22 protein-coding genes are annotated in these 21,195 nt (G+C 64.6%); 8 read left to right on the top strand and 14 right to left on the bottom strand.

What is annotated here, in order from left to right; all coding sequences use genetic code 11:
• Nucleotides 1–23: 23 nt before the first annotated feature.
• From AC1RRT_RS15750 to AC1RRT_RS15720, 7 genes are all read right to left on the bottom strand, one after another.
• A complete protein-coding gene (locus AC1RRT_RS15750) occupies nt 24–581 on the bottom strand; it encodes an NADPH-dependent FMN reductase (RefSeq protein ID WP_493014759.1) in 558 nt (185 codons plus the stop codon).
• Between the two features lie 155 nt (nt 582–736).
• On the bottom strand, nt 737–2,020 hold the full coding sequence (locus AC1RRT_RS15745) for a TRAP transporter large permease (protein WP_493014758.1): 1,284 nt from the start codon (nt 2,018–2,020) through the stop codon (nt 737–739).
• Nucleotides 2,017–2,520, bottom strand: coding sequence for a TRAP transporter small permease (locus tag AC1RRT_RS15740; protein WP_493014757.1), 504 nt, complete (start codon nt 2,518–2,520; stop codon nt 2,017–2,019). Before AC1RRT_RS15740 ends, AC1RRT_RS15745 begins: the two co-directional genes overlap by 4 nt.
• Before the next feature lie 75 nt (nt 2,521–2,595).
• Nucleotides 2,596–3,648 (bottom strand): TRAP transporter substrate-binding protein DctP, encoded by a 1,053-nt coding sequence (gene dctP, locus AC1RRT_RS15735; protein ID WP_493014756.1) that lies wholly within the window; start codon nt 3,646–3,648, stop codon nt 2,596–2,598.
• A gap of 67 nt (nt 3,649–3,715) precedes the next feature.
• Nucleotides 3,716–4,675 (bottom strand): alpha-ketoacid dehydrogenase subunit beta, encoded by a 960-nt coding sequence (locus tag AC1RRT_RS15730; protein ID WP_493014755.1) that lies wholly within the window; start codon nt 4,673–4,675, stop codon nt 3,716–3,718.
• On the bottom strand, nt 4,666–5,688 hold the full coding sequence (locus AC1RRT_RS15725; RefSeq protein ID WP_493014754.1) for a thiamine pyrophosphate-dependent dehydrogenase E1 component subunit alpha: 1,023 nt from the start codon (nt 5,686–5,688) through the stop codon (nt 4,666–4,668). The genes AC1RRT_RS15730 and AC1RRT_RS15725 overlap by 10 nt, the downstream gene beginning before the upstream one ends.
• A 69-nt stretch (nt 5,689–5,757) precedes the next feature.
• Nucleotides 5,758–6,651, bottom strand: coding sequence for a LysR family transcriptional regulator (locus tag AC1RRT_RS15720; RefSeq protein WP_493014753.1), 894 nt, complete (start codon nt 6,649–6,651; stop codon nt 5,758–5,760).
• Between the two features lie 112 nt (nt 6,652–6,763).
• On the opposite strand from AC1RRT_RS15720, the gene AC1RRT_RS15715 reads away from it, so the two are divergent.
• Nucleotides 6,764–7,165, top strand: coding sequence for an antibiotic biosynthesis monooxygenase family protein (locus AC1RRT_RS15715; protein ID WP_493014752.1), 402 nt, complete (start codon nt 6,764–6,766; stop codon nt 7,163–7,165).
• A gap of 24 nt (nt 7,166–7,189) precedes the next feature.
• Here the strand turns inward: AC1RRT_RS15715 and AC1RRT_RS15710 are convergent, their stop codons facing one another.
• On the bottom strand, nt 7,190–7,861 hold the full coding sequence (locus AC1RRT_RS15710; RefSeq protein WP_493014751.1) for a DUF1194 domain-containing protein: 672 nt from the start codon (nt 7,859–7,861) through the stop codon (nt 7,190–7,192).
• Between the two features lie 226 nt (nt 7,862–8,087).
• Here AC1RRT_RS15710 and AC1RRT_RS15705 point away from each other — a divergent pair, with 226 nt between their 5' ends.
• The 4 genes from AC1RRT_RS15705 to AC1RRT_RS15690 all read left to right on the top strand — a co-directional run bounded on the left by AC1RRT_RS15705 (nt 8,088) and on the right by AC1RRT_RS15690 (nt 11,613).
• Nucleotides 8,088–8,390, top strand: coding sequence for a hypothetical protein (locus AC1RRT_RS15705; RefSeq protein ID WP_493014750.1), 303 nt, complete (start codon nt 8,088–8,090; stop codon nt 8,388–8,390).
• A gap of 81 nt (nt 8,391–8,471) precedes the next feature.
• Entirely contained in the window at nt 8,472–9,419 is a 948-nt protein-coding gene (locus tag AC1RRT_RS15700) for a glycosyltransferase family 2 protein (protein ID WP_493014749.1), read from the top strand.
• Nucleotides 9,416–10,696: an O-antigen ligase family protein gene (locus tag AC1RRT_RS15695; protein WP_493014748.1), complete on the top strand. Its 1,281-nt coding sequence runs from the start codon at nt 9,416–9,418 to the stop codon at nt 10,694–10,696. The genes AC1RRT_RS15700 and AC1RRT_RS15695 overlap by 4 nt, the downstream gene beginning before the upstream one ends.
• Before the next feature lie 5 nt (nt 10,697–10,701).
• Complete coding sequence (locus tag AC1RRT_RS15690; RefSeq protein ID WP_493014747.1) at nt 10,702–11,613, top strand: glycosyltransferase family 9 protein; 912 nt, start codon at nt 10,702–10,704, stop codon at nt 11,611–11,613.
• On the opposite strand, the gene AC1RRT_RS15685 is transcribed toward AC1RRT_RS15690, so the two are convergent.
• The 5 genes from AC1RRT_RS15685 to AC1RRT_RS15665 form a co-directional block, all read right to left on the bottom strand.
• Nucleotides 11,608–12,072, bottom strand: coding sequence for an HPP family protein (locus AC1RRT_RS15685; protein WP_493014746.1), 465 nt, complete (start codon nt 12,070–12,072; stop codon nt 11,608–11,610). The two genes, AC1RRT_RS15690 and AC1RRT_RS15685, sit on opposite strands and share 6 nt — an antisense overlap.
• Complete coding sequence (locus tag AC1RRT_RS15680) at nt 12,065–13,051, bottom strand: alpha/beta fold hydrolase (RefSeq protein WP_493014745.1); 987 nt, start codon at nt 13,049–13,051, stop codon at nt 12,065–12,067. The genes AC1RRT_RS15685 and AC1RRT_RS15680 overlap by 8 nt, the downstream gene beginning before the upstream one ends.
• A gap of 44 nt (nt 13,052–13,095) precedes the next feature.
• Nucleotides 13,096–14,541: a sensor histidine kinase gene (locus tag AC1RRT_RS15675; protein ID WP_493014744.1), complete on the bottom strand. Its 1,446-nt coding sequence runs from the start codon at nt 14,539–14,541 to the stop codon at nt 13,096–13,098.
• Between the two features lie 14 nt (nt 14,542–14,555).
• Nucleotides 14,556–15,026, bottom strand: a complete 471-nt coding sequence (locus AC1RRT_RS15670) for a putative pterin-binding protein (protein WP_493014743.1) — start codon at nt 15,024–15,026, stop codon at nt 14,556–14,558.
• A gap of 158 nt (nt 15,027–15,184) precedes the next feature.
• A complete protein-coding gene (locus AC1RRT_RS15665; protein ID WP_493014742.1) occupies nt 15,185–15,958 on the bottom strand; it encodes an SDR family oxidoreductase in 774 nt (257 codons plus the stop codon).
• An 88-nt stretch (nt 15,959–16,046) separates the two neighbouring features.
• On the opposite strand from AC1RRT_RS15665, the gene AC1RRT_RS15660 reads away from it, so the two are divergent.
• The 3 genes from AC1RRT_RS15660 to AC1RRT_RS15650 all read left to right on the top strand — a co-directional run bounded on the left by AC1RRT_RS15660 (nt 16,047) and on the right by AC1RRT_RS15650 (nt 20,328).
• Nucleotides 16,047–16,925, top strand: coding sequence for an SDR family oxidoreductase (locus tag AC1RRT_RS15660; protein ID WP_493014741.1), 879 nt, complete (start codon nt 16,047–16,049; stop codon nt 16,923–16,925).
• Between the two features lie 155 nt (nt 16,926–17,080).
• Nucleotides 17,081–18,517, top strand: a complete 1,437-nt coding sequence (locus AC1RRT_RS15655; protein WP_493014740.1) for an aspartate ammonia-lyase — start codon at nt 17,081–17,083, stop codon at nt 18,515–18,517.
• Between the two features lie 140 nt (nt 18,518–18,657).
• On the top strand, nt 18,658–20,328 hold the full coding sequence (locus AC1RRT_RS15650; protein ID WP_493014739.1) for a tannase/feruloyl esterase family alpha/beta hydrolase: 1,671 nt from the start codon (nt 18,658–18,660) through the stop codon (nt 20,326–20,328).
• A 3-nt stretch (nt 20,329–20,331) separates the two neighbouring features.
• Here the strand turns inward: AC1RRT_RS15650 and AC1RRT_RS15645 are convergent, their stop codons facing one another.
• Entirely contained in the window at nt 20,332–21,189 is an 858-nt protein-coding gene (locus tag AC1RRT_RS15645; protein WP_493014738.1) for an HTD2 family dehydratase, read from the bottom strand.
• Nucleotides 21,190–21,195 lie beyond the last annotated feature (6 nt).

The following is a 21,195-nucleotide window of genomic DNA, read 5'->3' as shown; positions in this document are numbered from 1 at the left end:
TATATGCGGCGCAGCATGGGGGATCAACCGCGCAGCTTATTGGTCCAGGCTTCCAGGGCCACCATCAGCTTCTGGATGAAGTCCCGGGTCGGCTGGTCGGTCAGCTTGCCTTCGGCGTCGAACTTAGTCTGCGCCATGCCAATGAAGACTTCCGGCTTGTTCACCGGGAAGGCGTTCAGGAACACCATCATCTTGCGCAGGTCATACTGCGCCCGGCCGGTGCCCAGCGGGCCCATCGCCGCGCCCATGATGGCGACGGGCTTGCCATCGAAGGGCTGGGGCTGCAGACGCGAAACCCAGTCGATGGCGTTCTTCAGCACGCCGGGAACCGAGAAATTGTATTCCGGCGTGACGAACAGGATGGCGTCGGCCTCGCCCAGCGCCTTGCCCAGACGCTCGACCGGTGCCGGGAAGCCCTGCTGCTTGATGTCGTCATTGTACAGCGGCAGGTCGCCGATCTCGGCCGGGGTGATGGTCATGCCGGCTGGGGCGACCTCGATGGCGACGCGGAGCGCGGCGGCATTGTAGGAGGCCTTGCGCAGGCTGCCGCAGAGCGCGGTCACGCGAATGGGAGCAGTCACGGGGACGTCCTTTCATAACAGACAGCGGCTTATGGTTCCGCCTGGAAGATGTCGCTGCGCTGCTGGCGCAGCTGCGCCAGCAGTACCAGACGGAGCACCAGCAACGCCAGCAGGATTGCGCTGCCGGAAGATGGCGCCGGCCATCAAAAGGCCGTTCAGTAGCCGAGCGTCTCCGGCAGCCACATCACCAGCTGCGGCGCGACGATGAAAGCGATCACCAGCGACAGCATGGCCAGCACGAACCAGACGGCATATTTCACCGTCTGCTCGATCGGCACGCGGGCCAGCTTGGCCGCCACCATCAGGTTGACTGCCATCGGCGGTGTGAACTGGCCGATCGCCACCATGTAAGTGAGCAGCACGCCGAACCAAACTGGATCCCAGGCGAAATTCCGCATGATCGGCATCAGCAGCGGAACGAAGATCAGGAAGATCGAGATGCCGTCCAGCACCATGCCGACACCCAGCAGAACCAGCACGATAATGGCGAGCGCGCCATAAGAGCCGAGGCCACTGTTGGCGATGCCGCGTGCCAGCGGATCGACGATGCCCAGCGTACTGACCGCATAAGCGAAGATGCTGGCCAGTGCGATGATCAGCATGATGATGCCAGACGTCTCGGCCGCCTCAACCAGGATTGGCGTGATGTCCTTCATCCTGATCTGGCGATGCACGACCATGCCGACGAACAAGCCGTAAACCACGGCGACCACGGCGGCCTCGGTGGGCGTGAACCAGCCCATGCGCATGCCGCCCAGGATCAGCACCGGCGCCGCCAGGCCCCAGAGTGCACCGCGCAAAGCGGGCCAGAAGGCGGGGCGTTCAGTATCCAGCTCGGCCTTGCCGAAACCGTAATGCTTGGCCAGCCACACCGCCGGTATCATCAAGGCCAGACCGGCCAGCACGCCCGGCACCATGCCGGCGGCAAATAGCGCCGGCACGGATGCGCCGGGCACCAGCACAGAATAAACAATGAAAGCGATGGAGGGCGGAATGAGGATGTCGGTGGCGGCCGCCGCGCCGATCACGGCGGCGGAATAGCCGGCGGGATAGCCGGCGCGCTTCATCGCCACCAGCATGACGCCGCCGACGGCCGCCGCCGTCGCCGGGCCGGAACCGGAGATGCCGCCGATCAGCATGGCGACACCGATGGCGACCAGCGGCAGGCGGCCGGGCTTGCGGCCAACGATGGCAACGGCGAGATTGACCAGCCGCTCGGCTACGCCGGACTTCTCGAAGATCACACCGACCAGCACGAACATCGGCAGGGCCAGCAGCGGGTACTTGGCGATGCCGGCATAGAAATTGTTCGGGATCGACATCATGCCAAGATCGGCCAGCGCGATGCCGAGCGAGCCGCCGAGCATCAGCGCCACGCCGATCGGGACGCCGGCCAGCATGAGGACGGCGAAGACGACGAAAATCAGGATGCCAATCATTGCGCGCGCCACTTGCGGAAGAAGACCTGCACGCCGCGTGCGGTGATGGCGGCGGCCAGCAACGGCAGCCATATGCTGTACCACCATTGCGGCAGGCCGATGCCCGGCGAGGTCACGTCGTATTTGTAGTCGTCATAGAAGAAGCGCACCGCCAGCACGGTGAGAATGCCGAAGGCCAGCACGGTGCAGGCCGCCGAGAGCAGCGCCAGCAGGCGACGACGTTCGGGCGTGCCGCCGTTGAAGAAAGCCTCGATACGGATATGCCGATCGCGCGCCACCGCAGCCGATGCCGCCACCATGGTCAGCACCACCATCAGCCAGATCGAGAATTCCTCGGTCCAGGCGAAGGATTCATCGGTGAAATAGCGCACCAGCACATTGCCGAAGGTGATGACAGCCATCAGCGCCATGGCGCCCGCCCCCACCCAGTCTTCCCAGCGCAGCCGCTCGGGATGCGCGGGATCGGGATGCAGCGGATCGCCTTCAGTGGGAAGTGACACGGGACAGTCTCCGGGGAATTGAAAAAGCAAAGGCCGGGATTGATCCCGGCCTTTGCCAGTGTTGCTTCAGCGCGATCAGGCCTTCTTGCGGCTGGCGGCGACGGCGTCTTCCGCCTTCTTCACCATGTCCTTGCCGATCTGGCCGGCCCACTTGTCATAGGCCGGCTTGACTGCCTTCTTGAAGGCGTCCTTCTCGGCAGCAGAGAGTTCGGTGACCTTGACGCCGAGGCCCTCCACTTCCTTGACCATCGACAGGTCGGTCGGCACCAGGCCCTTGCGGGCAATGGCGATTTCCTGCTTGCCGGCGTCGATGGCGGCCTGATGAACGATGTCGCGATCCTTCTGGGTCCAGGAATTCCAGACTTCCTGGTTGGCCACGAAGACCAGCGGATCGGCGACATAGCCCCAGCGCGTGACGAACTTCTGCGCCAGCGTGTGCAGCTTGGCCGCCGTGAAGATGTGCAGCGGATTCTCCTGGCCTTCCACCGCGCCCGAGGCCAGCGCCGGCTGGGCATCGGCCCAGCTCATCTGGGTCGGGTTGGCGCCCAGGGCAGTGAAGGTGTCGTTGAAGATCGGCGAACCGACGACGCGGAACTTGAGGCCCTTCATGTCGGCCGGCGTGCGGATTTCGCGCTTGGAATTGGTGACCTCGCGGAAGCCGTTCTCGCCCCAGGCCAGCGGCACCACGCCGTTCTTGCCGATGATGTCCATGATCTCCTTGCCGATCGGACCCTGAACCAGGGCATCGAGGCCGGCATGATCCTGCGCCAGGAAAGGCATGGAGAAGAGATTGAGCTGACGGATCTGCGGCGACCAGTTGATGGTCGAGCCGACAGCAAGGTCGATCACGCCCTGGCGGATGGCGGTGAATTCGCGGGTCTGATCGCCATTCACCAGCGAGACGCCAGGATACATCTTGATGTTGATGCGGCCTTCGGTGCGCTCACGCACCAGGTTACCCCAGATTTCGCCACCCTGGCCCCACGGGAACGGCAGGCCCACCACGGTGGAGAGCTTGTATTCCGGCTTGTAGGCGCCCTGGGCACGAGCCGAGCGAATGAAGAAGGCGGGGGCGGCGGTGAAAGCGGCAGCGGCCACACCGGCCTTGAGCAGCGAGCGACGGTTCATCGGGTCTTCCTCCAGTTATTTTTTATCGTTCGTCGAACAGAATATTCAGTACACAACCGCAAGGCAATCAGCGTCGCAGCAGATCGCGTGCCTTTGCTGCAATGCGGTCAGGCGTGACACGCACCTCGGCTTCCAGCCCCGGCGCATAGCCGACCGGCAGGCGCGGACCACCAAGGCGGGCGACCTTCGCCACGCCTTCCTCGGCCAACGACGCCGCAATTTCCGCGCCGAAGCCCGCCACCTGCACGGCTTCGTGCACAACAAGCACGCGGCCCGTTTTTGCGGCAGAGGCAAAAACCGCCTCGCGATCCCAGGGCCAGAGCGTACGCAGGTCGATCACCTCGGCCTCGACGCCCTCGCCCGCCAGCATGGCGGCCGCATCCAGCGACCAGTGCACGGCCTTGCTCCAGCTCACGATGGTCAGATCGCGACCGGCGCGTGCGATGCGCGCCTTGCCCAGTGCCACCTTCGCGGCAGGATCGACCTCGCCTTCACTGGCCCAGAGCTCCTTGTGCTCGAAATAGGCAACCGGATCGCCGCAGCCGATGGCCGCTTGCAGCAAGGCGTAATTGTCCTGCGGTGTTGATGGGGCCAAAACAACAAGACCCGGAATGTGCGTGAACCAGCCTTCGAGCGACTGCGAATGCTGCGCGGCCGAGGAACTCCAGATGCCGATAGGCATGCGAATCACGGCAGGCACCCGTCCCTGCCCACCAAACATGAAGCGATTCTTGGCGGCCTGGTTGATGATCTCATCCATGGCGCAGAGCGCAAAGTCGATCACCCGCATCTCGACCACGGGCTTGAGTCCGGTCAGCGCCATGCCGACGGCGGCACCGACGATGGTGGCTTCCGAGATCGGCGTGTCGATCACCCGTTCAGGCCCGAAGCTGTCCTGCAGGCCACGATACTGGCCGAAGATGCCGCCGCGCCCGATATCCTCGCCCAGCGCCACCACCGCCGGATCGGCCCGCATGGCATCGGCCACGGAAGCCGCAGCCGCGGCGGCATAGCTCATCACCGCCATTGGCCAGCTCCCGTATCCTGGATTTCGGAATAGGCGGCATTGGCATCAGGCCAGGGCGCGGCATCGGCCGAGCGCACGGCATCGGCCACCTCATCGCGCGCCGCCCGCATGATCGCTGCAATCTCGGCATCAGGAATGCCGGCCTTACGCAACTGCTGCGCCGTCACCAGCAGCGGGTCGTCCTTCAGCGCTGCCTGCAGTTCGGCCGGATCGCGATAGCTAGCCGGATCGACCGAGACATGCCCGGAGAAACGATAGGTGCGCGCATGCAGCAGGCGCGGACCTTTACCGCTGCGGATATCCGCCACCATCTGCTTCGCGGTTTCGCTTACCGCGCCGACGTCATTGCCATCCACGACTTCGGCCACAATGCCCAGGCTGCGCGCCCGCGCGGCGGCGCCCTCGCCGGCCGACATCGCGCCGGTCTTTGTTGTTGCAGACCATTGATTGTCTTCACAGACGAACAGGATCGGCAGTTGAAAGGCCGCGGCCCAGTTCAGGCTTTCGGCGAACGGGCCGCGATTGATGGCGCCATCGCCGAAGAAGGTGACGGCAATGGCATCGACCTTGCGGATCTTGATCGACTGCGCAGCACCCAGTGCAATCGGGATGCCGGCGGCGACCACACCATTGGCACCCAGCATGCCAACCGAAAAATCGGCGATATGCATCGAGCCGCCACGCCCGCCGCAGAAGCCAGTCACCTTGCCGAACAGCTCGTGCATCATGCGCGCGAGATCGGCGCCCTTGGCCAGCGTGTGGCCATGGCCGCGATGCGTGGAGGTGAGATAGTCACCCGCCTTGAGATGCGCGCAGACACCGGCGGCGACGGCTTCCTGCCCGGTTGAGAGATGCAGCGGTCCGCGCACCTGCGCCTTGCCTGCGGCCGCCTGGCCAAACGCGGCGACACCGCCCTTGCTGGCCTCCTCGGCCGCATCCTCAAAGGCGCGGATGCGGCACATCATCCGGTACAGCGGCAGCAGCGTGCCGGCAGGAATGTTGGAGTGTTTCACTGATCTGCTTCTCGGGTCATTTCTTTGTTATTGAAATGAACCGTAGCAATGTGACCCCGGCAACGCAACTCAGGCGGCGCGCCGGCCCTTTGCGACCTTCATTGCCTTGGCTTCCAGCAGCAGTGCCGCGAGCGCCGCCACCTTCGGCTGCGGCGGACCTTTGCGCGACACCAGCAACGTGCGCGCCTGATGGAATGGCGCCGCCAGCGGATGCACCCCAAGCCGGGCCTTTTCGGCATAGCCATCGATCACACTGCGCGGCATCAGCGCCACGCCCATGCCCACCACGGCACAGCCGAGCATGGCGTGATAGGAGGACAGTTCGACCACCCGTTCGATCGGCAGGCCGGCGCGACCGAACCAGCTTTCCAGCCGTTCGCGATGCGGGCAGCCGGGATGAAAAGCCAATACCGCGCGATGGCGCACATCCTTCGGCCCGCGGATCCGCGGATGCCGCGCATCGGTCACCAGCACCAGCTCCTCGGTGAAAACCGGCATGGCATCCAGCCGCGCATCATTCATCGGCTCGGCCACCAACGCGGCATCCAAATCGCCAGCCAGTAATTGCGCGATCATGTCGCGCGGCTGGCCGCCATGCAGTTCAATGGTCACGTCGGGATAGCGCTCGTGATAGCTGCTCAGCGGCGCCGGCAGCCGTACCGCCGCCGTGCTCTCCATCGCGCCCAGCCGCAGCAGGCCGCGCGGCACGGTCTCGTGCAAGGCTTCACGCGTCTGGTCGGCCAGCGCCAGCAGTTGCTCGGCATAGCCCAGCAGCACCCGGCCGGCCGGACTGAGTTGCAGTCGCCGGCCCTCGCGCAGGAACAACGCGACCTGCAGATCGTCTTCCAGCTTCTTGATGCGCGCGGTGATGTTGGACTGCACGCGATGCAACCGCTTGGCGGCGTGCGTTATGCCGCCAGCCTGCACCACAGCGCGGAAGATACGCAGATCGGACAATTCCATGTTCTCATCCTGAGATGATTTACATCATTATTATTCATTTTACGTGATTTAAAGGAAACCGCAATATCCACCCGCCGGCCACCCTCCCCCGTGGCCGCGAAAGGATACCGCCATGATACTCGTCGTTTTCCGCAGCCGGCTGCGGCCTGAAGCCGGCGCCGCCTACAAAGAGATGGCGCAACGCATCGCGCCGATCGCGGCCGCCATGCCTGGCTACGTCAGCCACAAAGCCTTCACCGCCGAGGATGGCGAGCGGGTCACGCTGGTGGAATATGAAAACGAAACAGCCGTGCAGGCCTGGGCCCGACATCCGGACCACCTGACCGCAAAGGCGGCTGGCCGGCGCGACTTCTTTGAAACCTACCGTATCCAGGTTTGCCAGGTCTTGCAGGATCGCGGCGGGAGCAGGCCGACCATAAAAACAAGCGAGCCGCCGGTATTGGCAGCCCGCAGTTTGCCTAATCCCCTGGACCTGATGCTGTCGATGCGCCAGCGGCGCTGGCAGCGCGGCTGATCAGAGTGTCATGCGGATGCGGGGTCAGCCACGGCTGGGTCCGATGTCACGACCGGCAATCTCGAGAATCAGCTTGCGCCGGACCGCCGCCTCGAATGAGGCATAGTCGCGCGCCGGCACGATGAAGGAGCCTGGACCGCCGATGACATATTTTTCGTAATAGTCATCGATATCAGGCTCCATATGCAGGATCGGCAGGCCGTTGATGATGATACCGGCGGCCACGGCGGCGTCGCGCGCCTCCATCGGAGCCGGCCCGGTATTGTTGCGGCCGTCGCCCGAGATATCGATGACCCGCCGCGTCGTCTGCACCGGCGCCTGGTCCAGCAGACGCCGGCCGAATTCGATGGCGCCGGTGGGCGAGGTGCCGCCGCCGAAGATGACCCGTTCGGCCCGCTCCATCAAGCCCGCGAAGCCGGCGATGTCGGTTTCGCTGCGCAGGATGGTCCAGGGTAGCACCGGCGTCTGCAGGCTGTAGCCCGACCACTGGAAATAGCAGACCGTGATGGCGCCATGGATGCCGGAGCGGATGGCCTGGATGACCTGGCGGTTGCGGAAGGCTTCGGCATAGCCCTTCTGCTGCAGGGCGTAATGCTCGGCATGGACGCTGCCCGAACAATCGGCCGCCAGCACAAGCGCCAGATCGACCGCCTTGGCCTGGGCCCGCAGTGGCCAGGGCAGCATCGCCGCTGCCATGGCATGGCCTGCCCCGATCAGGAGATCTCTCCGACGGGGTCTGCACTGCGAGTGCCTGTCGTCAGCGCGCAACAGCATGCAGCGAAAGGATAGCAAGAAATGACCTGCGGTGGCGAAAGCCCGCTTCAGTCGGCGTGGTAAACAATACGTTAACAGTAAGCCTTTGTATTAACTAAATAAAAACCACATCTTTCCTGTGGATAAACCTGGTGCTACCCTAGCCTGTATGTCAGTCGTCGATATCATCCCCCGTCTTGCGGTGCAGAGCATCGGCATGGTGCTGCCCAAGGGCGGCGCCGTGCCGCAGGACCGGGCTGCCGTGGTCGCTGGTGCCGTCGGCGGCCTGCCGGGCGCTGAAATCATGCTGCAGAAGCTGCTGGAAATCCGTGGCGAGATGGGCGGCGCTGAAAAGATGATCGCCGAGCGCAATGCCACGGTCCGCGAGTTCCACGGCGCGCCGGTCACCTATGACGGCTTCGGCAATGCGACCCGGCGGCCGCCGAGTTCGTCCATCTACCTGGTCGCCTGATCCGGCAGGCTTGTACCGCTGGGCGAAAGCCGTTATTCGGCGAAGCAGGCTCTGTTTCCGCTTCAACCTGCGGCCCTTCCGATGTCTGCCTCTTCCGGCGCCCCTGAAATCAGCTTCGTGATCCCGGTCTATAACAAGGCCGCCATCCTGCCGCTGGTGCTGCAGGCGCTGGCCGGCCAGCAGCTGCCGACGCTGGCGGAATACATCTTCGTCGACGATGCCTCGAGTGACGCCTCGGTATCGGTGCTTGAAGACCTCACGCGCAGCCTTCCCGCCGTCACCATCCTGCGCAACACGCAGAATGCCGGCCCCAGCCTGCGCCTGAACCAGGGCGCCGCCCAGGCGCGCGGACGGTATCTCTGCCTGATCGATGCCGACGAGCTGATCGTGCCCGATGCGGTTGTCCTCATGCATCGCCTGCTGCGGGAGCGGCAGGCCGACATGATCCACGCCAAGGTGGTCAAATCCGACCAGGATGCAGCCGACATCCGGCTCGCACCGCTGGGCCGCCTCCCTGATATCACCATCAGCGACCGGCCGCTGCATGCCATCATCCATGGCCGCGGTTTCGTGCGCATGGCCTGGCTGGTGGAGACGGCGCTGTTCCGTGCAGCCGGCGGCTGCGACGAGCGGCTGTTCATCCAGGATGAGTCGCTGCCGCTGCGGCTCGCCGCCAAGGCCCGCCGCTTCATCGACTTCCGTGGCGCCATGACCCATGCGCCGCGCATCGCATCGCATCTTTCCGTCGACAAGCGCCAGCAGCATCACGACCGCTTCTTTGCCTATTACAACCTGCTGCAGGACGCACCGCAGCTGCCGGCCGACGAACGCAAACGCATCGCCGCGACCTGTGCCTCCGTCGCCTGGAAAGCACGACAGCGCAGCGCGCTGCCCCTTGCGACCGCACGCGCCCTGCAGGCATATCTGACATCAAAGCTGGGCCTCGGGGTTTCCGCGGCCTACCTGGATCGGGCCGCTGCCGCTTTCCGCGCATTGCCTGGCATCCGCCGTCCGCAGGCCATCTCATGACCAGAGCTCCGATGTATCTTTCGACCGATGCCGGCTGGGCCGAAAAGCTGCGGCAAGTATGCCTGCTGCTGTTCGCGCTGATGCCCCTGCTGCTGCTGCTCTGGCGCGGCGGCGCCGATGCCGCCGCATCCCTGATCGGCGTCGCCTTCCTGGTGGTGCTGGTCGCCCGCCGGCAATGGACGGTGATGACCCAGCCATTGCTGCTGGCGCTGCTTGTCATCTGGCTCATTCTCAATCTGATTGTCTCGCCACTGGCGATGCATGTACCGGCATCCTTCTCGCGCAGCGTCGTCTGGCTGCGCTTTGTCCTGCTCTTCGCCGCCGCCGCCTTCTGGCTGATGCCGACGCGGCGCGATATCGGCCTTGTCGCCCTGTTGTGGGCTGCTGGGCTGGTCGTCGCCATGGGCGATGGCACGATCCAGCTCTTCACAGGTTATTCGCTAAGTGGCCAGCCGCAGTTCAACGGCCGCCTGACCGGGCCGCTCGACCGGCCCAATATCGGCATGTATGTGGCACGTGTCGGCCTGCCGCTGCTGCTGGCCTGCGTCTTCCTGCTGCGGCAGGCGCAGGGCCTCGGCCGGCTGACGCGGCTATGGACCATGGCCGCGCTGGGCGCCGCCACCCTGCTGACCTTCATCTTCATCCTGATGACCGGTGAACGCTCCGCCTCGATTCTGACCCTGATCGGCTTCGCCAGCATCGCTGGCGTGATTGTGCTGACCCTGCCGGCCTATCGCCTCTATGGCCTGCTGTTCATCGGCGGCCTGACCGCACTGTTGACGGTAGTGATCGCCACCAGCGAGCGGGTGATGGCGCGGCTGGTCGAGTTCAATCAGGTGATCGAACATTTCTGGGTATCGCATTATGGCGAGTTGTTCACGGCCGGCTATACAGTCTGGCGCCACCACCTGCTGACCGGCGCGGGCATGAAGAACTTCCAAGATGCCTGTGAGTTGGTCGCGCGCAGCAAGATGCGATATGACTGCCCTCAGCATCCGCACAATGTTTACATCGAATGGCTGGCTGAAACCGGCATCGTCGGTGCGGCAGGCTATTATATTTTCGTGCTGCTGCTGATCGGCGGCCTGATCGCCATGCTGTGGCACCATCCCCGCCTGCGCATTATCGGCGCCTTCGTCGCGGGCAGCTTCACCGTGCTGCTGTTCCCCTTCACCGCCAGCCAGAGCATCTTCAGCAACTGGCCGGCGCTGCTGTTCTGGTCCGGCCTGTCATTCACCATGGCGGTCGCCAACCTGGCCCGCCGCGGCGAGGCCTGACCAGCGTGTCGATCCTGGTGATCAAGCATTCCGCGCTGGGCGACATGATCCTCGCCCTGCCGCTGCTGGCCGCGATCCGCCGCCATCATCCGGGTGAACATATCGTCCTGCTGACAACCGAGCCTTACGTCGACCTGACGCGCCGCTCAGGCTCGGTCGATGAAATCTGGACCGATCCGCGCGCACGCCTGTGGCAGATCGGCAAGACCATCGCCCTGATGCGCCGTATCCGGCAGGGCAACTTCAGCCGTATCTACGACCTGCAGGGCAGCCAGCGCACCAGAAGCTATTATCGCCTGCTGGGCCGCCCGCGTGACATCTGGGTCGGCAATGCAAAGGGCGTGCGGTATCACATCCCCGACCCCGTGGCGCCGATCCATATCAGCGATCTGCGCGCCAAGCAGCTTGCCCTGGTCGGCATCCCCGATCCCGGCCTGCCCGATCTGAATTTCCTGCGCGCCGATATCGCGCGCTTCGACCTGCCGCCGCGCTTTGCCCTGCTGGTGCCGGGTGGCGCGCCGCATCGGCCGGCCAAGCGCTGGCCAGCGCAACAATTCGCCCTGCTGGCGCAGCGCCTGCTGCAGCAGGGTGTGACGCCGCTGCTGATCGGCCGTGCCGCCGAACGCGCCGAGATCGAAGAAATCGTTGCAGCCGCGCCGGGGGCACGCAGCCTGTGTGAACAGACCTCGATTGACGATCTGGCCACGCTGGGTCGCAACGCTGTCCTGGCCGTGGGCAACGACACCGGACCGATGCATATCATCGCCGCCAGCGGCGCGCCGTCGGTGGTGCTGTATTCAAACGAGTCCGATCCGCGCAAGGTGTCGCCGCGCGGCGATCATGTGCGCAAGCTGCAGCGTCCGAGCCTGCAGGACTTGGCCGCCGCTGACGTGATCGCGGCGCTGCCGGCCCTATAACCAGCGATTAGGCCAGCGCGGCCCCGGGCGCAATCGGCTCCAGACCAGCACCCCGGCCAGCAGGATCAGCAAGGCCGGCAGCAGCGGATAAGCGAGGAACAGCCAGCCGCTTTTCAGATTGAGCACGATCAGCGGATTGGCGCCGGCCGGCGGATGCATGATGCCGAAGGCCTTCATAACAAGGGCGATCAGCGCCACGCCCAACCCCATGGTCCAGACCGTGCTGCCGAAGAGCTGCAGCAGTGCGATGCCGATCGCCGCCCCCAGCAGATGCGATGTCAGCACCGCGATCGGCCGGGATCCTTCATGGCTGGGAAAGCAGAATAGCAGGATCGCGGTACTGCCCAGCGAGGTCAGCGCCAGGCCGTGCTCGGCATCGATGATCCACAGCACCAGGCCCAGCGCCGGTACAATGCCCAGCAGGATCCACAGGGCGTCAAGGAGGCTTGCCTTAGTCACGGTCGGTTTTTTCATCCTCCCGGAATAGCGGCAGCGTGTCGCGTTCGGAGCGCGAGGCCAGCGGTGCACGCGGATCGGCGATCCAGCCGGCGATATCCCGCCAGACCGTTTCGGCCTGCAGGTCGCGCAGCAGCATATGCCAGCCCTGCGCATAGATGCCGATGCGCAGATCAATGCCGGGCACGGCGCGCAGCTTGGCGACATAGGCCTCGACCGGTTTTTTCGGGATCACCTCATCCTTCACGCCATAGAGCAGCAGCACCGGCAAACCGGTCGGCTGCACCTCGGCCGCCTTGTCCATCAGGTTGACCAGGCCATGGATCGCATCCACACGGGTGGCCTTGATGAACAGCGGATCGCGCGACAGGCGACGCAGCATCTCGATATTGTCAGACGCCTGGATCTTCAGGCCGCTGCCGGTGAAGGTTTTCCATGGAATGGTGTAACTGGTAAGCCATAGCACCATGCGGTAATGCACCGGCATGGTGGCGCGGCCCCAGACCGCCGGCGCCGTCAGCACGACGGCTTTCGGACGATCGGATGGCGCGCTGCGGCTGAGCGCATGCAACGTCACCGCCCCGCCCATGCTCTCGCCCAGCCAGTAGACCGGCACGTCCGGATGCATGCGACGCAGCGCCGCCGCCAGCTCGATCACATCGTCGGCTATACGATCCTCCCCCGGCCATAACCCGGTGAAGGGTGCACGGCCGAAACCGCGCTGGTCCGGCGCATAGGTGGCGATGCCGCGCCCCGCCCACCATTCGGCGGCTTCGGTGAAGGCATTGCTGTAATCGTTGAAGCCATGGATGGCGAGGATGATGGCGGAGGGTTTTCCGACCGGCAGCCAGCGGCGCAACGGCAGGATGCGGCCGTCACCGGCCTGCCAATGCAATTCGGCTTCCGCGGATACCACCGGGTCCGCCTTCCCTTCACCTGGCGGCTGCAAGCGCGGCGCGCAGGCGGTTCCGATCAGCAGCATGCAAACCAGCGCGAACGTCGCGGATCCGCGCCGCAGCACCATCATCACAGCGTACCGTCGACTGGCACGACGCGTGCGGCCGGGAAGACCAGCGTCGCCGTGGTGCCCGCGCTCTTGCGGCTGGCTAGATGAATCCGGCCGCCATGCAATTCGATCAGGCGGCGGGTGATCGGCAGGCCAAGGCCGCTGCCGCCGCCATCGCGCGCGCGCAGCGAGTCACCGCCCTGCGAAAAGGGCTCGAAAGCCAGGCGGAGCTGGTTGTCGCTCATCCCGGATCCGGTGTCCCGCACACGGATCGCCAGATCGCCCTCACTGAGCATGGCAGCGGCGATCTCGATGCTCCCACCTTCGGGCGTGAACTTGATGGCGTTGCTGAGCAGGTTAAGCAGCATCTGCCGCAGCAGCCGCTCATCGGCATAGAGATGCGGCACCATGGCCGAGAGGTTACGCTCCAGCGACACGCCCTTGCCGTCGGCGGTGACGCCGACCAGCGCCATTGCCTGATCGATGGCCTGCACCAGGTTGACCTCGCTCTCGGTGAGCTCCAGCTTGCCCGCTTCGATCCGCGACATGTCGAGCACGTCGTTGATCAGGGATAGCAGATGATGCCCGCTTTTCTGGATGCCGTCGACATAATCGGCATAGCGTGCATTGCCTACCGGGCCGAACAGGCCCTGACGCATGATGTCGGCAAAACCGAGAATGGCGTTGAGAGGCGTGCGCAGTTCATGGCTCATGGTCGCCAGGAAGCTGGATTTGGTGCGACTGGCTTCTTCCGCCTGCCGGCGCGCCAGTTCCAGGTCGGCGGTCATCGACCGCATGTCGGCATGCGCGGTCTCGGTGGCACGCAACTGCCGCATCAGCGCATAGGCAAACCCGATCACCAGCAACCAGGTGATCACGGCGGCGGCAATCAGCGTCGAGTACAGCCGCGACAGGCGTTCGCGCGAGTCATCCAGCCGCTTGATGCCCAATGCGTTGACGCCGCTGGTGAAGACATTGAAATCGGTGTTGATCGAGCGCGTCGAGCGCGCGATCTCCAGCCCGGCCGCCCGGTCGCCCGCCTCGAAAGCGGCAAGCGGCTTCTCCCAGCTCCGGATCACCTCGGCAATGCGCTGCAGGAGCGGATAGAGATCGCGATCGGCACGATAGACCGCCGCGGTCTCGCCTGATTCCAGCGTCTGCAGGCGGCTGTACAGGATTTCATAACGACGTCGCATCTCCTCGCGGCTGGCGCCCGGTGCATCGCTCAGCATTTCCAGCATGCTGGCGCGGAAGGCCTGATGCTCGTTACGGAACTGCACGCCGTCCCAGATCACGTTCTGAAAGGACGAGCGGCCGTATTCGCCATGCTGGATATACAGGTAACTCGCCAGCACCGCCGACAACGCCACCACGGTCGCCACCATCACCAGCACGAAACGGCGCGCCGCGCCGGCCAGCGCCTCGGGCCGGGCCTGCACCGTCTTCGGCAGGAAGCGGCGCGGCATCTAGAGAATCACCGTCATGGCCGCACATCCAGGCGCTTGAGCTGCCAGACCGAGCGGATATAGACGCTATCGGTACGCAGCGCCGCGTCGCTGTCATACGGATAGATGATGAACAGCGGCCCCTTGTCGCGCAGCGTCATCTCTTCGCCATCAACCTTCATCGCCAAGATCACGTTGTAGCGCTGCACATCGCTCATCGGGATCTGGATGGCGTAATCGTTATGGGCCACGGCCTGCAGGGCACTGCCCGAGGCGCCGACCGCTTCCATCACGGCGCGCAACGGCACGCCCTCGAAACGCACCACCTTCGGATGCCAGGGCGTCGCGGTCACAATCTCGCTCCAGCCGATCTGCATCAGCATGCTGCGATCGAACTGCGCCACGCCGCCGGCATTGTGCCGGCCGATCTGGCCGCCGATGGTCAGCAGCACCTCACCCTTGGGCGACGGCAGCGGCTCGACGGCCCGGCCGGCCGGAGCAACCATCAGAAGCAGAAGCGCAACATACAGAACCGATAGCCAATCTCGGCGCCGACCTTCAAACCAATGCCTAATCAAGACTGCTCCGCCCCAATACCGATCCCCTCATCCATCCGGAGTGGCATTGCGGTGCGGAAAAATCAATAGAAGCTTTGCCGCAGCCGCTACAGCGTGCGCGTCAGGCCGCCATCGACGTCCAGAATCGCGCCATTGAGATAGGCTGCCTGCGGAGAGGCGAGAAAGGCGACAGCCCGAGCAATCTCTGCGGGTTCACCGAATCGCGCGATACCCATACTGCGCGGTAATTGGGCAGCGGCCTCCGACTCCGACAGGCCCTTCTCCTTGGCGAAGTTGCGGATTCGCACCTGCAACCGTTCGGTCGCAATCGTGCCGGGATTGATCGCGTTGACCCGCACGCCATCCTGGATGCCGCGGTCGGCCAGCACCTTGGTCAGGTTCATGCTGGCGGCGTTGACCGATCCGCCGATGGCGAATTCCGCCGTGCCGGTGCGACCGCCAACGCCGATGATGCTGACGATGCTGCCTGCGCTTTTGCCCAGATGCGGCCAGGCCGCGCGGCTGAGCCGCATGGCCCCGAAGAATTTCAGCGCATAGCCATCCGCCCAGTCCTCGTCCGTCAGCGTGAGGAAGTCGCCACGCTTGGTGGCGCCGGCATTGTTGACCAGGAGATCAAGGCCGCCGAACCGCTGGATCGCGGCCTCCACCACCTGCGCCGGCACCGCTGGATCGCGCAGGTCGACGGCTTGCACCAGTGTCTCGGTCTTCAGGCTGCCGGCGAGGTCCTTCAGCAGATCGGCCGAGCGCGCCGCCAGCACCAGCTTCATCCCTTCCGCAGCCAGCGTCTCGGCGATGGCGCGGCCGATGCCTTTGCTGGCGCCGGTGATGATGGCGACCTTGCCCGCAAGTTTGAGGTCCATGGCGTTTTCTCCTGATGGCGCGTCTGTCGCGCTCTGGGTTAGTCTGGGTCATAAGAAATCTGGGGCCATAAGAAAACAGGGAGGCGACATGTTCCGCAACGATCTGTTCCGGGGAAAACGCATTCTGGTCACCGGCGGCGGCACCGGCCTGGGCAAGGCCATGGCGCAGCGGCTGATGGAACTCGGCGCCGAGCTGCATATCTGTGGCCGGCGCGACAGTGTGCTGCAGGAAACCGCACAGGAACTGTCCAAGGCCACCGGTGGCGCAATCCACACCCATCCTTGCGACATCCGCGTGGCGCAGGCCGTGGATGAGATGATCGAGCTGATCTGGCAGAAGCACGGACCATTGGACGGCCTGGTGAACAATGCCGCCGGCAACTTCATCGCCAAGACCGAAGACCTGAGTCCGCGCGGTTTCGACGCCATCGCCAATATCGTGCTGCATGGCAGCTTCTATGTGACGCAGGCGGTGGGCAAGCGCTGGATCGCCGCCAAGCGCGGCGGCAGCATCGTCTCCATCGTCACCACCTGGGTCTGGACCGGCTCCGCATTCGTCATTCCTTCCGCCATGTCGAAAGCCGGCATCGCGGCGATGACGCAGTCTCTGGCCGTGGAATGGGGCCCGAAGGGCATCCGTCTCAACGCCATCGCGCCCGGCCCTTTCCCCACCGAAGGCATGACCAAGCGGCTGGCGCCGACCGAAGCCCTGGAAAAACGCATGATCGGCGCGATCCCGATGCGGCGCGTTGGCAATCTGCCCGAGCTGGCCAATCTCGCCGCCTTCCTGCTGGCCGATGATGTCGGCTATCTCACCGGCGAGGTGATCGCCATCGATGGTGGCCAGTGGCTGAACTCCGCCGGCGGCTTCGGCGCGCTGACCGATCTGAGCGATGACGAATGGCAGGACATCCGCGCCAGCATCGAGGCGACCAATGCGAAGGACAAGGCCAGACGCACCGTCTGAAGCGGCCCCATAAGCCGCATTGATCGGGAGGCATGCATTGGTTGCATCGGAAACTGTAGGTATTTCAACGAAATAAAGCCCGGCAAAGGCTTCGCATTGCCGTTGGGTAAGCGCAAACTATGCCCCTGTTTTTGAGCAGACAGCAGAGGCACGGTATGAGCAGCGATCCGACCACCCGCCTTGAACATGACTCGCTTGGCGAGATGGCGATCCCGGCGGGAGCCTATTACGGGATCCAGACGCAGCGGGCGCTCGACAACTTCCATATCTCGGGCATCGGCATCAATCATTACCCGAACCTGATCCGGGCCTTCGGCATGGTGAAGAAGGCCTGCGCGGCTGCGAATAAGAAACTCGGCTATCTGGAGCCCGAGAAATACAAGGGCATTGCCCAGGCCTGCGACGAGCTGATCGCCGGCAAACTGCATGAATGGTTCACCATCGACGTCTTTCAGGGCGGTGCCGGCACATCCACCAACATGAACGTCAACGAGGTGGTGGCCAACCGCGGCCTGGAGTTGCTGGGCTTCCACAAGGGCGAATACCAGCACCTGCATCCCAACGACGACGTGAACCTGTCGCAGTCGACGAATGACGTCTATCCCACCGCCGTGCGGCTGGGGGTGATGCTGAGCCATTCCGAGCTGATGAAGGCGCTGGACGGCCTGGCCTATGAGTTCCGCCAGCGCGGCGTCGAATTCGCCGACATCATCAAGCTGGGCCGCACCCAGCTGCAGGATGCCGTGCCGATGACGCTGGGCCAGGAATTCGAGGCCTTCGCCATCAACATCAAGGAAGACGTCTCGCGCGGCGACGAGATCGTGAAGCTGTTCCGCGAGATCAATCTGGGCGGCACGGCTGTGGGCACCGGCATCAACACCGAGCCGGAATATTCCAATCTCGCCATCGAGGAACTGACGCGGGCCAGCGGTTTCGACATGGTGCGGGCCGCCAACCTCATTGAAGCCAGCTGGGACATGGGCGCCTTCGTGCTCTATTCCGGCATGCTGAAACGTATCGCGGTCAAGCTCTCCAAGATCGCCAATGACCTGCGCCTGCTCTCCTCGGGTCCCAGAGGCGGCCTGAACGAGATATCCCTGCCGCCGATGCAACCGGGCTCATCCATCATGCCCGGCAAGGTCAATCCGGTGATCCCGGAAGTGGTCAACCAGGTCTGCTTCCAGGTGATCGGCAACGACATCACCGTCACCATGGCGGCCGAGGCCGGCCAGCTGCAGCTCAATGTGATGGAGCCGGTGATCGTCTACAACGTGCTCACCTCCATGCAGCTGCTGGCGCGCGCCGCCAACACGCTGGCCGAAAAATGCGTCTCGGGCATCCAGGCCAATGTGGAACAGGCCAAGCGTCATGTGGAGGCCAGCGTGGGCATCGTCACGGCGCTCAATCCCTATATCGGCTATGAGAAATCGGCGTGGCTGGCCAAGGAGGCACTGAAATCCGGCCGCACCGTGCGCGAACTCTGCATCGAGAAGCAATGGCTGACCGAGCACCAGCTCGATGACATCCTCGATGTCGCCAAGCTGACGGCGCCGCGCCGGCGTGGCCGCAAGATCGTGGCGCCCCCAGCCTGAGCGGGCCGGCTGGAGCCGGCCGATCTGACTGCGTGCGGTATTCGCATTCTGCGGCAGGTACCCGTTTGTCTTTTGACTCGGTTCGGCCAGCCTCCTAACCTCCTGACAAGGCTGCGCATAAGCAGTCACAGGAGGAAATCATGCCCGCACCGCATCGCCTGCCGGCGCTGTCCGTTCTTCTGTTGCTCTCTGCCTGCGCCACGGCGCCGCGCGATCCCTCAGCGGCCTGCGCCGCCCTGCTCCAGCCTGTCGCCGCCGCCAGCATCGGCCTGCCGACCAATGGCGCATCCATCGAAAGCGCGACCCTCACCGCGCCCTCGAATGCCGCCGCGATGGCCAACCCGCCCTTCTCGCCCCTGCCACCCGAGCTGATCGTGCCTGCGCTGCCCGAGCATTGCCGCGTCATCGGTGCGATCGCCGCGATCGACCCGCAGGCGCCGCCGATCCGCTTCCAGGTCAACCTGCCCACGCAATGGAACGGCCGCTCGCTGCAATATGGCGGCGGCGGTTTCAACGGCGTGCTGATCACCGGCCTGGCCATGCCGCCGGCGGCACGCCCTGACCGCCCGCATCCACTGGCGCGCGGCTATGTCACCTACGGTACCGATTCCGGCCACCAGAATGCGCCGAATGTGCCGCTGCAGGCCTTCGCCCTGAATGACGAGTCCTTGGTCAATTTCTCGCATGCCTCCTACAAGAAAGTGCGCGACGTGGCGGTCGAGTTGATGAAGCGCCGCTACGGCAAGGCGCCGGAGAAACTCTATTTCTTCGGCAGCTCCGAGGGCGGCCGCGAAGGCCTGACCATGGCGCAGCGCTATCCCAACGACTTCGACGGCATCTTCAGCCGTGTGCCGGTCATCAACTGGACCGGCCTGCAGGCTGCAGGCACCCGCATGGGCATCGCGCTGACCCAGGGCTGGATCAGCCCCGACAAAGTGAAGCTGGTGGCCGAGGCCGCCCTCAATGCCTGCGACGACCGGGACGGCCTGAAGGATGGCATCATCAGCGACCATGAAGGCTGCAAGCGCATCTTCGATGTCACGCGGCTGCGCTGCCCCGGCCCGGCCAATCCGATGTGCCTGACACCGGCGGAAATCCGCTCGGTTCAGACGCTGCACTCTTCGGTGAACTTCAATTTCGATCTGGCCAATGGCGTACGCAGCTACCCAGGCTTCGGTATCGGCGGCGAGGCCGCGTCGGGCACCGGCCCGGTCGGCGGCTGGGTCAGCTGGCAGACCGGCACCGCGCCACCCACCGTGCCGGCGACCAACGCCAGCAGCCGTGCCTGGCTCTATGGCAGCGGCGCGATTCAGTATTTCTATGCGCGCGATCCGAATTACGATCCGCGCCAGTATACCGTCGACAGCTTCCGCGACCGCACGCAGGTGGTCTCGGGCCTGATGGACTCCACCAACCCCGACCTCAGCGCCTTCGCCGCCCGCGGCGGCAAGCTGGTGGTGGCCGAGCAGATGGCCGACTACGCCCAGAGCCCCTATGCCGGCATCCAGTATTACCAGTCGGTGGTGGACAAGATGAGCCAGTCAACGGTGGACCGCTTCATGCGGCTCTACGTCACGCCGGGCGCCGATCATGTCGGCGTCGGCGCGCCTTCGGCGGTCGACATGCTGGAGGTGGTGAGCGACTGGGTCGAGAAAAGCGCAGCGCCCGGCAATCTGGTGCAATCAGCGCACCAGCCCGCGCCGCCCTTCGCCATCACGGCGTCGCGGCCGATGTGCCGCTATCCGATGTTCCCGCGCTATCGCGGTGGCGACGTCAGTGCCGCCGCCAGCTTCGAGTGCTCGATGCCGTAAGGCTCAGGCGAAGCTTGCATCCGCCGTCATTGCCAGTGCGTCATCGGCATCGGCGACCCAAAGGCTGAGGCTGCCGTCATGGGCGGTCTTGGCGCGCAGCTGGAACGGCTGGCCGTCGATCACCGGGCGACGGCCGCGGAAGCTGAAGCTCTTCAGCGCTTGCCCGGGCCGCAGGCTGGTGGCGAAATCCACCAGCAGGGTCGCCAGCAGCGGGCCATGCACGACCAGGCCGCGATAGCCTTCGACATCACGCGCATAATCGCGGTCATAATGGATGCGATGGCCGTTATAGGTCAGCGCCGAATAGCGGAACAGCAGCACCGGATCGGCGGTGAAACTCGCATGCCACTGGTTGTCGCCCGAGGCCGTATCCGGTTCGGGCAACGCAGCATTGGGAAGCTCTTCGCGATAGACGATGTCGTGACGGTCGGTGACGGCAAGGCTGTCGGCATCGAAAATCTCGTGCCGCACGGTGACGAAAACCAGCCGGCCGCTGCGCCCTGATTTCTCTTCGACGCTTTCCACCGTAGAAAGCCGTTTGGTCGGCATGCCGAGCGTCAGCGGGCGATGAAACTCGAGCCGGCTGCCGGCCCACATGCGGCGCGTCTGGCTGCCCCAGATTTTTCCCACATCGGGAAGGAAACCGCCCAGCGCCGGATGACCGTCACGGCCGAGCCGGTCGCGCGCCACTATCGTCCAGAAATATAGCCAGTGCCGCAGCGGCGGCAGCGGCCGGCCCTCGACCAGATCGGCATCGGGCTGACCGAGTGCGCGCGCCAGCGCCACACAGCGTTCGGGCAAAAAAAGATCGGCGGCCTCTTCCGTGCCGCCGATCCAATCCTTCAGAACTGTCTTTGTCATCGCACC

The sequence above is a fragment of the Ferrovibrio sp. GW821-FHT12B10 genome (assembly GCF_058807515.1).
The sequence above is the reverse complement of the archived record's forward strand: the minus strand, read 5'-3'. Positions and strand labels throughout refer to the sequence as shown.

Coding starts and splice junctions, on each gene's coding strand:
- dctP (WP_493014756.1), bottom strand. CDS start 3,648: ATGAACCGTCGCTCGCTGCTCAAGGCCGGTGTGGCCGCTGCCGCTTTC.
- AC1RRT_RS15745 (WP_493014758.1), bottom strand. CDS start 2,020: ATGATTGGCATCCTGATTTTCGTCGTCTTCGCCGTCCTCATGCTGGCC.
- AC1RRT_RS15665 (WP_493014742.1), bottom strand. CDS start 15,958: ATGGACCTCAAACTTGCGGGCAAGGTCGCCATCATCACCGGCGCCAGC.
- AC1RRT_RS15695 (WP_493014748.1), top strand. CDS start 9,416: ATGACCAGAGCTCCGATGTATCTTTCGACCGATGCCGGCTGGGCCGAA.
- AC1RRT_RS15670 (WP_493014743.1), bottom strand. CDS start 15,026: ATGGTTGCTCCGGCCGGCCGGGCCGTCGAGCCGCTGCCGTCGCCCAAG.
- AC1RRT_RS15660 (WP_493014741.1), top strand. CDS start 16,047: ATGTTCCGCAACGATCTGTTCCGGGGAAAACGCATTCTGGTCACCGGC.
- AC1RRT_RS15675 (WP_493014744.1), bottom strand. CDS start 14,541: ATGCCGCGCCGCTTCCTGCCGAAGACGGTGCAGGCCCGGCCCGAGGCG.
- AC1RRT_RS15720 (WP_493014753.1), bottom strand. CDS start 6,651: ATGGAATTGTCCGATCTGCGTATCTTCCGCGCTGTGGTGCAGGCTGGC.
- AC1RRT_RS15705 (WP_493014750.1), top strand. CDS start 8,088: ATGTCAGTCGTCGATATCATCCCCCGTCTTGCGGTGCAGAGCATCGGC.
- AC1RRT_RS15680 (WP_493014745.1), bottom strand. CDS start 13,051: ATGCTGCTGATCGGAACCGCCTGCGCGCCGCGCTTGCAGCCGCCAGGT.
- AC1RRT_RS15715 (WP_493014752.1), top strand. CDS start 6,764: ATGATACTCGTCGTTTTCCGCAGCCGGCTGCGGCCTGAAGCCGGCGCC.
- AC1RRT_RS15655 (WP_493014740.1), top strand. CDS start 17,081: ATGAGCAGCGATCCGACCACCCGCCTTGAACATGACTCGCTTGGCGAG.
- AC1RRT_RS15730 (WP_493014755.1), bottom strand. CDS start 4,675: ATGGCGGTGATGAGCTATGCCGCCGCGGCTGCGGCTTCCGTGGCCGAT.
- AC1RRT_RS15650 (WP_493014739.1), top strand. CDS start 18,658: ATGCCCGCACCGCATCGCCTGCCGGCGCTGTCCGTTCTTCTGTTGCTC.
- AC1RRT_RS15710 (WP_493014751.1), bottom strand. CDS start 7,861: ATGGCAGCGGCGATGCTGCCCTGGCCACTGCGGGCCCAGGCCAAGGCG.
- AC1RRT_RS15645 (WP_493014738.1), bottom strand. CDS start 21,189: ATGACAAAGACAGTTCTGAAGGATTGGATCGGCGGCACGGAAGAGGCC.
- AC1RRT_RS15700 (WP_493014749.1), top strand. CDS start 8,472: ATGTCTGCCTCTTCCGGCGCCCCTGAAATCAGCTTCGTGATCCCGGTC.